General features: G+C 50.6%; 14 protein-coding genes. 12 read left to right on the top strand and 2 right to left on the bottom strand.

Features of this window, described 5'->3' with window-relative positions:
• Positions 1-45: 45 nt before the first annotated feature.
• The 11 genes from SIB79_RS07020 to clpB all read left to right on the top strand — a co-directional run bounded on the left by SIB79_RS07020 (position 46) and on the right by clpB (position 11,993).
• On the top strand, positions 46-525 hold the full coding sequence (locus tag SIB79_RS07020) for a Ycf51 family protein (protein WP_011129818.1): 480 nt from the start codon (positions 46-48) through the stop codon (positions 523-525).
• On the top strand, positions 515-919 hold the full coding sequence (locus SIB79_RS07015; protein WP_063403248.1) for a DUF4332 domain-containing protein: 405 nt from the start codon (positions 515-517) through the stop codon (positions 917-919). The genes SIB79_RS07020 and SIB79_RS07015 overlap by 11 nt, the downstream gene beginning before the upstream one ends.
• Before the next feature lie 66 nt (positions 920-985).
• Positions 986-1,264 (top strand): hypothetical protein, encoded by a 279-nt coding sequence (locus tag SIB79_RS07010; protein WP_063403249.1) that lies wholly within the window; start codon positions 986-988, stop codon positions 1,262-1,264.
• On the top strand, positions 1,254-2,897 hold the full coding sequence (locus tag SIB79_RS07005) for a CocE/NonD family hydrolase (RefSeq protein WP_063403250.1): 1,644 nt from the start codon (positions 1,254-1,256) through the stop codon (positions 2,895-2,897). The genes SIB79_RS07010 and SIB79_RS07005 overlap by 11 nt, the downstream gene beginning before the upstream one ends.
• Positions 2,852-3,619, top strand: a complete 768-nt coding sequence (locus SIB79_RS07000) for a DUF3887 domain-containing protein (RefSeq protein WP_063403251.1) — start codon at positions 2,852-2,854, stop codon at positions 3,617-3,619. The genes SIB79_RS07005 and SIB79_RS07000 overlap by 46 nt, the downstream gene beginning before the upstream one ends.
• 100 nt (positions 3,620-3,719) lie before the next feature.
• Positions 3,720-5,990 carry a 1,4-alpha-glucan branching protein GlgB gene (gene glgB, locus SIB79_RS06995; RefSeq protein WP_063403252.1) on the top strand — a complete coding sequence of 757 codons (2,271 nt, stop codon included), beginning with the start codon at positions 3,720-3,722 and terminating at the stop codon, positions 5,988-5,990.
• A 109-nt stretch (positions 5,991-6,099) separates the two neighbouring features.
• Positions 6,100-7,158 (top strand): uroporphyrinogen decarboxylase, encoded by a 1,059-nt coding sequence (hemE, locus tag SIB79_RS06990; RefSeq protein ID WP_063403253.1) that lies wholly within the window; start codon positions 6,100-6,102, stop codon positions 7,156-7,158.
• Entirely contained in the window at positions 7,155-8,162 is a 1,008-nt protein-coding gene (locus SIB79_RS06985) for an NAD-dependent epimerase/dehydratase family protein (protein WP_063403254.1), read from the top strand. The genes hemE and SIB79_RS06985 overlap by 4 nt, the downstream gene beginning before the upstream one ends.
• A 28-nt stretch (positions 8,163-8,190) precedes the next feature.
• Positions 8,191-8,550, top strand: a complete 360-nt coding sequence (gene petE, locus SIB79_RS06980) for a plastocyanin (protein ID WP_063403304.1) — start codon at positions 8,191-8,193, stop codon at positions 8,548-8,550.
• Between the two features lie 200 nt (positions 8,551-8,750).
• Positions 8,751-8,966: a Nif11-like leader peptide family natural product precursor gene (locus SIB79_RS06975; protein WP_011129827.1), complete on the top strand. Its 216-nt coding sequence runs from the start codon at positions 8,751-8,753 to the stop codon at positions 8,964-8,966.
• Positions 8,967-9,401: 435 nt separating this feature from the next.
• Positions 9,402-11,993, top strand: coding sequence for an ATP-dependent chaperone ClpB (gene clpB / locus SIB79_RS06970; protein ID WP_063403255.1), 2,592 nt, complete (start codon positions 9,402-9,404; stop codon positions 11,991-11,993).
• Between the two features lie 49 nt (positions 11,994-12,042).
• On the opposite strand, the gene SIB79_RS06965 is transcribed toward clpB, so the two are convergent.
• Entirely contained in the window at positions 12,043-12,528 is a 486-nt protein-coding gene (locus SIB79_RS06965) for a 6-carboxytetrahydropterin synthase (RefSeq protein WP_074161312.1), read from the bottom strand.
• Positions 12,529-13,592: 1,064 nt separating this feature from the next.
• Between SIB79_RS06965 and hisIE the strand changes: the two genes are divergently transcribed.
• Positions 13,593-14,261, top strand: coding sequence for a bifunctional phosphoribosyl-AMP cyclohydrolase/phosphoribosyl-ATP diphosphatase HisIE (gene hisIE / locus SIB79_RS06960; RefSeq protein WP_063403257.1), 669 nt, complete (start codon positions 13,593-13,595; stop codon positions 14,259-14,261).
• Positions 14,262-14,308: 47 nt separating this feature from the next.
• Here hisIE and SIB79_RS06955 read toward each other — a convergent pair whose 3' ends face one another.
• Entirely contained in the window at positions 14,309-14,941 is a 633-nt protein-coding gene (locus tag SIB79_RS06955; protein ID WP_011129833.1) for a peptidase, read from the bottom strand.
• Between the last annotated feature and the right edge of the window lie 5 nt (positions 14,942-14,946).

Below are 14,946 nucleotides of genomic sequence, written 5' to 3'. Positions count from 1 at the left end.
GGGAGCGTGCGAAATATAAGTAGTTCTCTTGAGGTTCACCAGTCCATGTCCATTCCAGAGCTGATTGAAACCGCAACCGGATGGCTTGCCTGGTCAGGCCTAGCCCTAAGCCTAATGACCCTGATTGCTTTCTTGGTTCGTTGGGGACAACGCTTCCGGCTGGTGGGAGTGACCAGCTTCAACCTTCTTCTTTTGGCAAGCTGTTGGGCTTTTGGCGTGAGCTATACCCCCCCCCTCAAGGTGGAAGGAGCTCTGGTGGTACCAGTGGTGTTTGACAACAGCACGGACCTTGTTGTCGCCCAGGTCCCTGATGACTTTCCGGATGAAGCGGTTGAAGCCACATTGCAGCAACTAGCAGGCAACATCCATCGCGGTGGATATAACGGCAGTGAGGTGCATGTGCGGCTACGCAGGCTGGAATCGGTTGGAGAGGGTGTCAGTCAACCCGTCATCCTCGGCGAAGTCATACGCGACTTGCGTCAGAACATCACGCTGCCATTAGCCGAAAAAAGTGATGCAGGTTGATCAACCTCTGGGAGAATTACCTCAAAGCTTTCGTGACGAACAAGCCCTGCTCGTGGCCGCAGGGATCACAACATGGAGCGCATTGAAACGCCTCGAGGACCAGGAACTCAACCGACTTGCTAAGGGAGGGCTTGCGACGACCCGCAACCTGAAACGATTGCGAGGCATGGCGGCACTTGTTTGTGATCTAGATCTAGAACTGGCGGATGCTGCCTTGCTGATCCACTCCGGGCTAGCCACTGCAGCCGCTTTGGCAGCTGCGACTCCACAGGATGTCGTGCATCAGACGGGACGGTTACAACGCCAACTCAATAACCATCGACAATCGAGCGTGGACCTTGCTATGGCCAATCGCTGGATCCAGCTTGCTCGCACGAGGCAACTGCAGAACTGACCTAGCGAAGCCCCACAATCCCGACAAGAGTGTCTCAAATGATGACAGCGTGCATCTTTGGGACCAATGCGCTATTTGCCAGCGCTGATCGTCGTAGCCCTTGCCAGTGCTTCGGATGTCAAGGCGCAGTCCAGCCTTCTTGAAAGCGTCAAAAACAACCCAGGCGAAGCGCGCGAATTGTGCAGTCAATTTAAGGCTCTCAATACCAAAGGGGTTTTGGTTTCAGGCGGCTCATCCCCATCTCCAGCGATCTCAGAAGTCGCCCGTCAACGCAATCTCAGCTATCAAAATGCCGACATTCTGGCCACCTATGTGATTGGACTTCACTGCCCGGATGTGCGTTGAAGGTCGAACGAGCTCTGGATCCGTGAACTGGCACGATGCCTGGCTGACACTCGCTGACGGGGTCAAGCTCGTTGCCAGGTTATGGATCCCGAAAGGTGAGGGACCCTGGCCTGCTCTCGTGATGCGGCAGCCCTACGGACGTGCGCTCGCCTCAACTGTGACTTACATCCATCCTGGTTGGTGGGCAAGTCACGGCTATCTGGTAGTGGTCCAGGACGTACGTGGTCAAGGGGATTCCGAAGGCCACTTCAATGGCTTCCTGCAAGAAGCTTCTGATACCAGTCAGACGCATGCATGGGTTCGGGAGTTACCAGAATGCAATGGCCGCCTTGGAACCTATGGGTTTTCCTATCAGGGCCTAACACAGCTGCTTGCCGAACCCGGGACGCCGCCACCGGATTGTCTGGCACCAGCGATGGCAGGAGTTGATGAGCGCAACCATTGGAGTTGTGAGGGAGGTGCTCACTGGTGGCATCTTGGCTTGGCCTGGGGGCTGCAACTTGCAGCACTACAAGCTCGTCGCTGTGGCAACTGGGAAGTATGGAGAGAGCTTCGCCGCAGTTTGGAAGACGACAGCTACCTGTATGACGGGCCGGCACTTCTGAAACGCCACGATCCCGATGGGATGAGCTTTAGATGGCTACATCAAGCGAACCAAAACGATCAAGGCTGGGTTGTACACAAGCCCTTGGATTCCTGGCTTCGTCAACCGATGCTGCTTCTGGGTGGCTGGTGGGATCCCCATTTGAATGGCCTGCTTGATCTCTATCAACGATCAAGCCAAGTAGGTGGTAGCCCAGAACTTCATATCGGTCCAGCGACTCACCTTCAGTGGTGGCCTGATGCACAGCAACTTCAGCTGGAGTTCTTTGATCGCCATCTGAAATTTTCGAAAGCCTTAACTAATTCAAGACCCCATGGGCGGATCTGGAATATCACGTCTTGTTCTTGGCAGACATTTGCAAGCCCCACCCAGACCACAACATCAGCCAATGTCAGCTGGAGTCTTGTCAGTGGAGGGATGGCCTGCTTGGACCCCTCAGAAGGCACCCTGCATCAGAACAAGAAAGGTGGCGGCGTGGTTTATGTGGTTCATGACCCTTGGCGACCGGTTCAAGCAGTGGGAGGACATCTCAGCCCAAAACCAGGAGTTGCTGAGCGCAGCGCCTTGGATCAGCGCGCCGATGTGGCTACCTTCACAAGCACTGCTTTGCAGGAACCTCTCCAACTCAATGGGATCCCATTACTGCAGCTGACCGTGCAGTCAGATCAACCGGGATTTGACCTTTGCGTTGCCCTCTCCATTGTTAATTGCAACCACAGCGAGGTGAAGCAGCTCTCAACAGGTTTTCTGCGTGTGCAAGGAGAGCAGGCCCTGCGCATGCTGCCGCGCAAGGTGAAACTTCAACCAATACTTGCAGACCTGCAGCGAGGAGAACATCTGCGCCTATCTCTCGCAGGTGCAGCTTGGCCGGCCATTGGTGTCAACCCAGGCCACGATCGTCATCCCTGTGGCCCTCCAGGACCCCATTGCCAAGTGGTGACAATGACACTGCAGCTCAATGGATCCAAGTTGAGGTTTTTGTCATGGAACTCCGGCAAAATAGATTTCGATTTGCCCCAAGAGTTTTGAAGCTGTCTGTTTGCCTGCTGAGCCTATCCCTTGGATTGCCCATGGGCCTGAGTGCACTAACCCTTCCGACTGTGGCAGCGCAGGAGACCATTCAAAAGACCACTTTGAGCCCTGCTGAGGCGACAAAAACAGCGCAAATCCTGCTCAAGGCATTAGTGGTGCAAGACGCCAAAACCATCTATGGCCAACTTTCAGAAGCTCTGCGCAGCACCACCACCACTGAACGGATCCAACAACGTCTGAAAAGGCGCCCTCAAGTCAAGTCAAGTCGCATTGTCGACGTCTCACCAGGCATAGACGACACCACTGTCGACGCCATGGTTGAGACCATCGATGGAGACGTCCCGTTGATCATGGTTCTCGATCAGGAAGGGAAATTGATCGCATGGAAATGGAGTGGTCAAGCATTGCCGATCGAGCAATCGGCCATTGATTTCGTTGACGATTTGGTCTCTGCTCGCTGGATCGCTGCGCGTTCCTTTCTTGAACTGAGCTTTCAACAGGAGTTGAAACCACAAGACTTGCAACGCAAGTGGACAAAACTCAATCGCGTCAGCGGTGGTTTCCAAAAGGTGAAAGATGCAATTGTTGCCAGCCAAGGAGGGGAACAGCAGCTGGTTCTAGTGACCATTGAGTTTGGCGATTTAACAGACAACCTTTTTGTCATTTTCAACAGTCAAGGGGAGATCATCAACGTGGATTTCTCAGCTGATCTGGTCTGATTGATCAGCGTTCGCTGATTCAACTGCTCCCTCTGGTGCTCAGTCTGCCCTTGCGGTCCATGAATCGACCTAAGCTCCCGGCCATTGATGTCTTTGCCCCATGACCACCAGTGTTGCCCTCGACTGGGTGGTTCAAGAAGGCCAAAGACTTGCTGAATGTCGCCACGATGACCCTTTCTCGCTGTTGGGCCCTCAATCCCATGAGGGGCAATGGATCGTGCGCATCTGGATGCCGGAGGCAAGCCAAGTAGAGCTGCTTTGTGATGGCAGAACGACTGCCATGACAACGCCCAATCACTCCTGGATCTTCGAAGCAGCTCTCAACCAAGATCCCGGCCGCACATACCAGGTGCGGGTTAAACGCGCAGGAATCGTGCATGAGCAGCACGACCCCTGGGCCTTCCACGCTGAATGGATGGGGGAGATGGACCGTCACCTCTTTGCGGAGGGCAACCATCACCACATTTGGCAACGCATGGGCGCCCACCTGATGGAGCGTGAGGGTGTTGAGGGAGTGATGTTCTGCCTCTGGGCACCCCATGCATGCAGTGTGGCTGTTCTCGGAGAATTAAACGGATGGGATGGCCGTCATCATCCGATGCAGCGTCGCCAGGGAGGCCTTTGGGAGCTGTTTATTCCTGGGTTTAAAGAAGGGACCCTTTATAAATACGAAATCCGAACGCAGGAAGGCCATTGCTATCAGAAAGCTGATCCCTATGGTTTCCAGCACGAGGTGCGCCCAGCGACAAGCTCCGTAGTCGCGAGGTTTGATCGCTATCAATGGCAGGACGAGCAATGGATGCGGCAACGGGATAGTCGTAATGCTCTCGATCAACCAATTTCTGTCTATGAAATGCATTTAGGCAGCTGGATTCATGCAGCAACAGATGAACCGTATATCGAGTTGGATGGCACGCCTCGGGCGCCGGTACCCGCTGCGGACATGAAGCCTGAAGCTCGTCTCCTGACCTATCCCGAACTAGCCGACCAGTTAATCCCCTACGTGAAAGATCGGGGATTCACCCACATTGAACTGATGCCAATCTCAGAGCATCCATTTGATGGCTCATGGGGATACCAGGTCACAGGGTGGTATGCACCCACCAGCCGATTTGGAAGTCCGGATGAATTCCGTGCATTTGTTGATCGCTGCCACGCCGAAGGTTTAGGTGTGATCATCGATTGGGTGCCAGGCCATTTCCCTAAGGATGGTCATGGCCTGGCCTTCTTTGATGGAACCCATCTCTACGAACATTCTGATCCACGCATTGGTGAACACAAGGAATGGGGCACGTTGATCTTCAACTACAGCCGCAACGAGGTTCGCAACTTTCTCGTTGCCAATCTTGTGTATTGGTTTGAGCAATTCCATATTGATGGTATTCGTGTTGATGCGGTGGCTTCGATGCTTTATCGCGACTATCTTCGACCTGATGGAGAATGGATTGCCAATGAAGATGGAGGGCGAGAAAATACAGAAGCAGTTCGATTCCTCCAACAGGCCAATCACGTTCTTTTCCAGCACTTTCCTGGAGCGCTTTCAATTGCGGAGGAGTCAACAACTTGGCCCATGGTTACTCAGCCCACTGATATGGGCGGGCTGGGATTCAATCTTAAATGGAATATGGGTTGGATGCATGACATGCTCGATTATTTCGAGTTAGATCCTTGGTTTAGGCAGTTTCACCAGAACAACATCACTTTTTCTATTTGGTATGCCTACACCGAAAACTTCATGCTGGCACTTAGTCATGATGAGGTTGTGCATGGTAAAAGCAATCTTCTCCATAAGATGCCAGGAGATGACTGGCAGAAATTTGCAAATGTTCGTGCATTGCTTGCCTATATGTGGACCCATCCTGGCAAGAAAACTATCTTCATGGGAATGGAATTTGGTCAACGATCGGAATGGAATGTATGGGGAGATCTGCAATGGGAGCTGTTGAAACATGATCCTCATAAGGGTCTGCAGAGATTGGTTGATGACCTCAACACTTTCTATAAAGCCGAGCCTGCTCTATGGAAAGATGACTTTGATCAGTATGGATTCCAATGGATTGATTGCAATGATAATCGTCATTCTGTAATCAGCTTTATGCGTCGTGAAAGTAGTGGCGGAACTTGGCTTGTCGTCGTCGCCAACTTCACACCTCAAAGTCATTCAAATTACAGAATTGGCGTGCCTATGAGTGGCTATTATCAGGAAGTTTTGAACACAGATAGCTCTTGTTACGGCGGTAGAAACCTCGGCAATATGGGCGGTAAAAATACTGATGAATTCAATATCCATGGATATGAGCAGTCTCTTGAACTCTGTCTACCAGCGCTGAGCGTGCTGGTCTTCCGTCATGACCCGAAGCGTAGTCTTTGAGTGCAGCCAAAGCCAATGAACATGTGACGAAGCTGCCTTCTCAACATTACTGATGGCCTGAACAACAACGGCCTTCAGGTAGGTTTTCTGACTGATCCTGACCCTTGTAATGAGCGACTCCCAGCCCTTATTGCTCCGCGCTGCGCGTGGTGAGTCGGTCGAGCGGACCCCTGTGTGGATGATGCGCCAGGCGGGACGCTACATGAAGGTTTACCGGGATCTCCGGGACCGTTACCCCAGTTTTCGAGAGCGTTCTGAAAATCCTGATCTCTCTTACCAGATCTCGATGCAGCCCTTTGAAGCATTCCAGCCTGATGGGGTGATTTTGTTCTCAGACATCCTCACTCCCTTGCCCGGCATGGGCATCGATTTCGACATCGTTGAAAGCAAGGGCCCCCTCATCCAAAAGCCGATTCGCAGCCTCAGCCAAATTGAGGCTCTTCAGCCATTGGAGCCAAACGCAACCATGCCTTTTGTTGGCGAGGTGCTCGGACGCCTGCGCGAGAGCGTTGGTAATAAAGCTGCTGTGTTGGGTTTTGTGGGGGCTCCCTGGACCCTTGCTGCCTATGTTGTTGAGGGCAAAAGCAGCAAGAATTACGCCGTGATCAAGGCGATGGCTTTCCAGCAGCCAGATCTTCTGCATCGTTTGCTCAACCATTTCGCTGAATCGATTGCCACTTATTTGCGTTATCAAATCGATTCCGGCGCCCAGGTCGTGCAGATGTTTGATTCCTGGGCCGGTCAGCTAAGCCCGGCCGACTACGACACCTTTGCAGCGCCTTATCAAAAAAGAGTCGTAGACCTGGTGAAATCCACTCATCCCGACACTCCAATGATTCTCTACATCTCCGGCAGCGCTGGAGTGTTGGAACGAATGGGGCGCACAGGTGTCGACATCATTTCTCTTGACTGGACTGTTGATATGGCCGATGGCTGCGCTCGACTTCCCGATCACTTAGGTGTGCAAGGCAATGTTGACCCTGGCCTGTTGTTTGGAACACCAGAAGCGATTCGAGAGCGAATTGTCGATGCGGTTCGCAAGGCTCGAGGTCGCCGGCACATCCTCAACCTCGGCCATGGCATTCTGCCTGGAACACCTGAGGACAATGCCAAGGTGTTTTTTGAAGCTGGCAAGACTGTTGACAATCTGATCGGATCTGCCGCTTGACTCCTGCCCGGATCCTGATCACAGGAGCCAGCGGCTGTGTTGGGCAGTACACAGCCGCCTGGCTACTTGAAAACTCCGATGCCGAGTTACTGCTCTGGCTCAGAGACCCGGCCAAACTCACGGCCATCTCAGCGCAACACCCACGTGTTCAACTGCTGGTTGGAGATCTACGTGCCCCCCATTGTTTTGCTAATCAGCTAGCCACGGTCAGCCGTGTGATTCATACGGCAACGGCCTGGGGGGATCCAGAGCGAGCCCATCAAGTGAATGTTGTGGCTGTTAAAACTCTGCTCGGGCTTCTCAATCCAGAGGTTCTTGAGCAGATCACTTATTTCTCCACGGCAAGCATCCTCAATCGGGATCTTCAGCCATTGCCAGAAGCTCTTTCGTATGGCACTGAATACATTCAAACCAAGGCTCAGTGCCTCCAGGACCTTGAGCACCATCCGTTGTCTGATCGGATCGTGGCTGTTTTTCCTACGCTCGTTTTCGGGGGAAGGGTCGATGGCACGAGCCCATTTCCTACCAGCTATCTCACTGAAGGGTTAGAAGAAGCAAGCCGCTGGCTTTGGCTGGCACGCTGGCTACGGGCTGATGCCAGCTTTCATTTCATTCACGCAGCTGATATTGCTTGCATATGTGGCCACTTGGCAACGACCCCCAAACTCCCCAATCGAGAGGCTGGGCAGGGAGCTGTTCGGCGTTTGGTTATGGGTCAACCCGCAATCTCTGTGAATCAAGCTATAGCGACGCTTTGTCGCTGGCGTGGGCTCAGGCAGACGCCTGGTTTACCCCTGTGGGGTTGGCTGATTGAGGCTCTGATCAAGGTGCTACCGATCGAAATCAATGCCTGGGATCGCTTCAGTATCAAACAACGGCACTTTGTGCATGATCCAATTACGACACCAGAACGTGTCGGAGGTCACAGCCATGCAGCCACACTTGAAGCCGTGTTAGCAGATTCAGGGCTGCCGCAGCGAGGAAAAGTTCACAATAAGGGTTAAAGTGTTCATAGAAATGATGCAAGCCCTCATGGCCTCAATGCTTCGCTCTATCGCAGCAGCTGCCTGCGCCCTGCTCTTGGTGATTGGGCTTGGAGTTTCTTCCGTTCAGGCCGCCACTACTGAAGTGAAGCTAGGCAGCGATTCAGGCATGCTTGCTTTCGAGCCCAGCTCTTTAACGATTCAGGCTGGAGATACCATCAAGTTCGTCAACAACAATCTGGCCCCACATAACGCTGTATTTGAAGGCCACGATGAGTTAAGCCATCCAGATTTAGCCTTTGCACCTGGTGAATCTTGGGAACAAACTTTCTCAACTGCTGGTACTTATGATTTCTACTGTGAGCCCCATCGTGGCGCTGGCATGGTTGGAACGGTTACTGTTAACTGAGTTAAACTGACTGACCAATAAGTAGATTTTAAAGACCTTAAAAATATCAAACCTGAGGTGATAATCCTTTTTTTGTTTCCTCAGTCATTTTTTTTGATGACATAAGTTTGATCCATCAAGCAAGTTTGCATAGTATTCCCCGCAGGTTTGCAGGTGCCAAATCTTGTATATATCATCAAGCTAAGAATGTATATGATGCAATGACACGAGAGGGCCTGTCTGATCTTCTCCATGCCGCTGAGCACAGTTTAACGCTACGAGGTCAGTTGAAGAATTGCTCTAATGGTCAGGAGTTAATAGATCTAGCTAAAGATTATGGTTTTCCTGTCAAGCTTTGCGATCTTCAAAATGAGGCTGAGTCACAGCAGATAGAGGATTGGTTTAGAAAAAGTAGAATCTCTCCAATTCGCAAATGATTGGCTTGAATGCAAGTGGCTACAAGTCTTTAAATATTTGCTGGTGAAATGGTTGAAGGTCACGGTGCTTGTGTTGAATTAAGGTATAAGCATGATTGGTGCCATTAGTAATACATTTTCCTTAGAGTAAAAGATAATCCAAATGTTGGGTAGGCTGTTGTATTTTGATCAAGAGAATACTAAAGGTTTAAGCCATGAAGAGATGATCTAATCGTGCATAGATGGAGATGGTTGATCTATAGGCTTCTTTAAACCAATACTTAAATACCTTAATGCATAGATGACAGTTGTTGATGACGAATTCAGCAATGAGGTTTGATTTGTCTCTTGGTGGTGCTTACCACACTCTGCCGAAAGAGCCGTACCAATCAGAACGGTTTACCGCTTGGCGCTAATGGTTAGTCGACATACGGTTGAATCAACGTAAAAGACCACATGCAACCTACGGCGGATCAATTTACCGAAAAAGGCTGGGCAGCAATCGTTTTGGCCCAACAACTTGCCCAACAACGCAAGCACCAGCAACTGGAAACAGAGCATTTGTTGTTGTCACTGCTCCAGCAAAACGCTTTGGCAGGAAGAATCCTAGAAAAAGCAGGTGTGTCGATCGGCAACTTGCAAACAGCCGTGGAGGCACACCTGCAAGAACAGCCCACTCTGCAGGCTGCGCCAGACTCTGTCTATCTGGGCAAGGGAGTCAATGATCTTCTCTATCAAGCTGAGAAACATAAGCAAGCTTTTGGCGATAGTTTCATCTCGATTGAACATCTGTTACTTGCATTGGCCGGGGACAATCGTTGCGGCCGCAAGTTGCTCAATCAAGCGGGTGTGGATGCCGGCAAACTAAAGGTTGCAATTGACGCGGTACGCGGAAACCAGAAGGTGACCGATCAGAACCCAGAAGGAACTTACGAATCTCTCGAAAAATATGGCAGAGACCTGACTGCTGCTGCTCGCGAAGGCAAACTCGACCCTGTCATCGGAAGAGACGATGAGATTCGACGCACGATTCAGATTCTTAGTAGGCGCACCAAAAACAACCCTGTCCTCATTGGGGAGCCAGGGGTGGGAAAAACCGCAATTGTTGAAGGCCTCGCACAGCGGATTGTTAATGGCGATGTACCTGCAGCCCTTCAGAACAGACAGTTAATCGCCCTTGATATGGGTGCTTTGATTGCAGGGGCGAAATATCGAGGTGAATTCGAAGAGCGACTCAAGGCGGTGCTCAAAGAAGTTACCGCCTCTGAAGGACAAATCGTACTTTTTATTGATGAAATCCATACTGTTGTAGGCGCTGGAGCGACCGGTGGGGCAATGGATGCCAGCAATCTGCTTAAGCCAATGCTGGCTCGAGGGGAACTGCGCTGCATTGGTGCAACGACCCTCGATGAGCACCGACAGCACATCGAAAAAGACCCCGCTTTAGAAAGAAGATTCCAACAAGTGCTTGTGGATCAACCCACAGTGCAAGACACGATCTCCATCCTGCGTGGTCTCAAAGAACGCTACGAAGTGCATCATGGTGTGCGCATTGCTGATAACGCCCTAGTTGCTGCAGCTGTGCTCAGTAGCCGATATATTGCCGATCGTTTTTTGCCAGATAAAGCCATCGATTTGATGGATGAATCTGCTGCAAGGCTGAAAATGGAAATCACTTCCAAGCCTGAGGAAATTGATGAAATCGATCGCAAGATTGTGCAGCTCGAGATGGAGAAGCTTTCCCTAGGACGTGAGTCCGACTCCGTTAGCAAGGAAAGGTTGGAAAAACTAGAACGCGAACTTGCTGAATTAGCAGAGCAACAAAGTGCCCTCAATGCACAGTGGCAACAAGAAAAAGGTGCGATTGACGACCTTTCTTCGCTCAAAGAAGAAATCGAACGGGTGCAATTGCAAGTTGAGCAAGCCAAGCGCAGCTACGACCTCAACAAGGCAGCTGAACTGGAGTATGGAACTCTGGCGGGATTGCAGAAACAACTCAGCGAGAAAGAAACTGCCCTGGCCCAAGATGGAGAGGCAGGCGATAAATCACTGCTGCGAGAGGAGGTTACGGAAGACGATATTGCTGATGTCATCGCTAAATGGACCGGGATTCCCGTCGCCAAGCTTGTGCAGTCGGAAATGGAAAAGCTGCTTGGACTTGAAGCAGAACTCCACCAACGTGTGATTGGCCAAGAACAGGCTGTGCAAGCTGTTGCAGATGCGATTCAGCGTTCTAGGGCAGGTTTAAGTGATCCCAACCGCCCGATCGCAAGTTTTTTATTTCTAGGCCCCACTGGTGTCGGTAAAACGGAGCTATCCAAGGCATTGGCCTCTCAACTGTTTGACAGCGAGGCGGCTTTGGTGCGAATCGATATGTCTGAGTATATGGAGAAGCACAGTGTCAGCAGACTGATTGGGGCACCTCCGGGTTATGTCGGCTATGAGGCCGGTGGACAGCTCACCGAAGCCGTACGCAGACGCCCTTATGCGGTAATCCTGTTCGATGAAGTGGAGAAGGCACACCAAGATGTGTTCAATGTGATGTTACAGATCCTTGATGATGGACGTGTCACCGATGGTCAGGGTCGCACAGTTGATTTTACAAATACGGTGCTAATTCTTACCAGTAATATTGGCAGCCAGTCGATTCTCGACTTGGGAGGCGATGATAGTCAATACGGGGAAATGGAGCGGCGAGTTCATGATGCTTTGCACGCTCATTTTAGGCCTGAGTTTCTCAACCGCCTGGATGAAACAATCATCTTTCATAGCCTCAGGCGCGAGGAATTGCGTCAGATCGTTGCCCTTCAGGTCAATCGGCTGCGTGAGCGTCTTTGCGATCGGAAGCTTGGCCTAGAGATCAGTGATACAGCAGCTGATTGGCTCGCCAATGCTGGCTATGACCCTGTTTATGGGGCTAGACCCCTTAAGCGAGCGATACAACGCGAGCTTGAAACTCCAATAGCCAAAAGTATCCTGGCGGGCCTTTATGGAGATAGTCAGATTGTGCATGTGGATGTGGATCAGGAGCGTCTGAGTTTTCGCTAATGCTTATCCCCTTCGCGCTCCCATTAGGGGAGTCGATCGAGCAAATTGATCAGAGCAGAGTCTTCGTCTCAAACCACGTAGGTGTTGCTTCATAGCAAGCTGCATTGGCTTCATTCTCACGCGCTTCTACCCGCCAGCAACAGCTGCGCCCACCATCTCGATCAAGCAGAAGGGCATTGGCCCATTGCCAAACCAGCTCTGCGCTGGACTCCATGCCTACGTTGTCCATCACCCTTAGATCAATAGCGCCTTGATTATTCAGGCTCTGCCATTGAGGCAGGAGCGGATCATCAGCATTGGCGAGGAAGGTGTGATCGAATTGGTTGTTGAGTTGTTGTTCCAGATCCCGAAGACTGGAAAAGTCGACGACAAATCCGTAGGGATCAAGCTCTTGAGCTGCAAACCAAAAGGTAAAACTGCGGCTATAGCCATGCACAAATCGACAGTGTCCTGGATGACGCCATTGACGATGACAGCAAGGATATCCAGAGAAATTCTTGCTACAAGTGTAAGCATTCTTCAGTGTCTTAGTCACGGTCGTTCATCCAGAGAGTTACTGCAGTTGGCGTGTGTTTTGAGATTATGTGTAGAGAGTGACTTTGATGTCGTGATTCGATCTATGTGACTATACGGATCAGCTTAAGCGACGAACAAAATCATGTTCAAATAGAAGCCAATCTTCAAGGCAATGCATTGTAATGCTTTCCATTGAAGGGATTTGCCTAGGGGAATGTACTCTAGAGGCAAGATCTAAAGACTCATCTAAATTCTATGATTTAGATTCAAAGCTCTTGAGTTTGATTATTAACTCATTTGCAAAAGTATATCTAATTGAATAAAAAAATCTTCAGGCAACATTTCAACGTGATTGCGGATGTCCATTGATTTCTGATCAAGGTTTTCAATTTGGTGCCTCCAATCCGAGTGCAAGAAGAAGCGTGATATTTGATGTTTTCGGCATTTGGCAAGTTCTTTTAGCGGAAACCCAGGTCAGGCTCCTTTTGGCAAGATTAGATCTGTGATTGGTGGCAATATCTTGGATGGCGTTGCCTGGTGATAAAGGAGATATGAGAACTGGTAAGTACTAAATCTGGAGAATTGAATTGCTCAGATCTAAGAAGAGAGCAAGAATTAATTGAATTTATTTGCTTGGACGTGCTGACAGTTAAAGATCGATGTGGCTTGTTTCCATACACCAGTAGAAATAAAATCGGAAAGGTGTCTGTTCAGAGCTTTATCGATGATATAGCCATTGAAATTCAACTTATCAGTATTTGGAAGCTTCCCCTTCTAGCTGAGCCTGAGACAAGCCATCTGCTTGATGCTGAGACTGAATGCTTTGAGTAGCTCTTATCAGTCCGTAAGCCCACCCATCACCCCTTGATGTCTCTGGTGTCTGTTGATCCTGACTCCTAGCCATGGCTAGAAGTGAAATTTCTAATCAGTACCCATAGCATTCGAGATGCTGATGCACTGCTCCATCCGCTTCCAGGTTAAAAGGCCTTAGGAGGGGCGGATCATGCGAGAGCGAAGCCAGTTGATGAATAGTTTGGTGCTGAGGGATGATTGCACGGCAGCTCCTGCGCTCCTTGAGGACGAATGCAACCCCTCAGCCCCGCCTTCATCGACCAACTTTGTTTTGACGATATTGGTTTGATTCCAGCGATCTCCCAAGATTGGCTTGATGGAGCCGTTCTGATGATGGCCTGGATGAATCGCACTGCCTTGGAGCAGACATTAAAGAGTGGCCAAGTTCATTACTGGAGCCGCTCGCGTCAGGAGCTTTGGCATAAAGGTGCCACGAGCGGTCATACGCAGATTCTTAAGGGAATTCGTTATGACTGCGATGCTGATGTGCTTTTACTCAGTATCGAACAAACCGGTTTGGTCAGTTGTCATACCGGAGCCCGAAGCTGTTTCTTCTCAGAGGTAAACCAGCATTCGCAGGGAGACTCACTCACTCTTCCACCTCCGATGGATGCATGCAGTGAACTTTTTCGGGTGATTGATCAACGCCACACCACACCTGAAGCCAACAGTTATACAAACAAGCTTTTAGAAGGTGGAGACAATCGCATCCTCAAAAAAATTGGTGAGGAGAGTGCGGAATTTGTGATGGCTTGCAAAGACGACGATGCGAAGGCAATTGCTAATGAAGCGGCTGATCTTCTCTTTCATCTGCAAGTCGCTCTTGCCCACCATGGTGTGAACTGGAGAGAAGTGCTTGAGGTGCTCGCTAATAGACGTGGAGCACCGCGTCGAAACTGAAGGCTGAACTGTGGCTGATTGAGTGATTCTTATTTGTGAAATCCCTATCAACGTGGTTGCCCAAAGTTGGTGGATTGTGAACGGATCCACTCAAGTGTGAGCCGATCTCTTTTGGAAACAGTCAAGACAGGCAATGCCCCCTGGGATACGGCCATGACATCGCCAGCATGATCACTGTGCCCCCATAGGCCAAAAGCATGACCTAGCTCATGCAAGGCTGTCGCTTGAAGGACAGGCGCTCTTAGTTCTGGTGAAACCATGACCTTCACTTTTGGCTCAAGTTGGGTTGCTTTTTTGCGTCGAGCCTCAATGATCGTCAGCAGACTGCGGCCATTGCTGGCACGCCAACCCGAGGGGAGCTGTCGCAGCGGAGGGCGTTTTCTAAACACCATCACATGAGCGCGTTCAATCTCAGCGACCCTCGTTAGTGGAATCACTTCAGACCAGCTATTGAATGCAGCATCAACAGCATTGGCCCATCGTTTTAACCAGCGATGGCCCGCAACAGAGCCTTTGGGGTTTGGTTCAATCCATACACACCAATGAGGCAAGCTTGGATAACCAAAACTGGTGGTCGCTAATTTGTCGACATACCCGAGCCCATTTCTGGACTCGGGTAATTGGAGACCACCATTTAAAACACGCACGTCTTGTGCTGGTGGACAGGGATCTGGAACCATTTGGA

The organism is Prochlorococcus sp. MIT 1342 (assembly GCF_047304495.1).
GTDB lineage: Bacteria > Cyanobacteriota > Cyanobacteriia > PCC-6307 > Cyanobiaceae > Prochlorococcus > Prochlorococcus marinus_D.
Note: the sequence above shows the minus strand (reverse complement) of the source record. Positions and strands in the feature narration are given on the sequence as shown.

What these genes read in the sequence shown, in the direction of transcription:
- SIB79_RS07020 (WP_011129818.1), top strand. Translation starts at nt 46, where the DNA reads ATGTCCATTCCAGAGCTGATTGAAACCGCAACCGGATGGCTTGCCTGG.
- SIB79_RS07015 (WP_063403248.1), top strand. Translation starts at nt 515, where the DNA reads ATGCAGGTTGATCAACCTCTGGGAGAATTACCTCAAAGCTTTCGTGAC.
- SIB79_RS07010 (WP_063403249.1), top strand. Translation starts at nt 986, where the DNA reads ATGCGCTATTTGCCAGCGCTGATCGTCGTAGCCCTTGCCAGTGCTTCG.
- SIB79_RS07005 (WP_063403250.1), top strand. Translation starts at nt 1,254, where the DNA reads ATGTGCGTTGAAGGTCGAACGAGCTCTGGATCCGTGAACTGGCACGAT.
- SIB79_RS07000 (WP_063403251.1), top strand. Translation starts at nt 2,852, where the DNA reads ATGGAACTCCGGCAAAATAGATTTCGATTTGCCCCAAGAGTTTTGAAG.
- glgB (WP_063403252.1), top strand. Translation starts at nt 3,720, where the DNA reads ATGACCACCAGTGTTGCCCTCGACTGGGTGGTTCAAGAAGGCCAAAGA.
- hemE (WP_063403253.1), top strand. Translation starts at nt 6,100, where the DNA reads ATGAGCGACTCCCAGCCCTTATTGCTCCGCGCTGCGCGTGGTGAGTCG.
- petE (WP_063403304.1), top strand. Translation starts at nt 8,191, where the DNA reads ATGGCCTCAATGCTTCGCTCTATCGCAGCAGCTGCCTGCGCCCTGCTC.
- SIB79_RS06975 (WP_011129827.1), top strand. Translation starts at nt 8,751, where the DNA reads ATGACACGAGAGGGCCTGTCTGATCTTCTCCATGCCGCTGAGCACAGT.
- clpB (WP_063403255.1), top strand. Translation starts at nt 9,402, where the DNA reads ATGCAACCTACGGCGGATCAATTTACCGAAAAAGGCTGGGCAGCAATC.
- hisIE (WP_063403257.1), top strand. Translation starts at nt 13,593, where the DNA reads ATGCAACCCCTCAGCCCCGCCTTCATCGACCAACTTTGTTTTGACGAT.
- SIB79_RS06955 (WP_011129833.1), bottom strand. Translation starts at nt 14,941, where the DNA reads ATGGTTCCAGATCCCTGTCCACCAGCACAAGACGTGCGTGTTTTAAAT.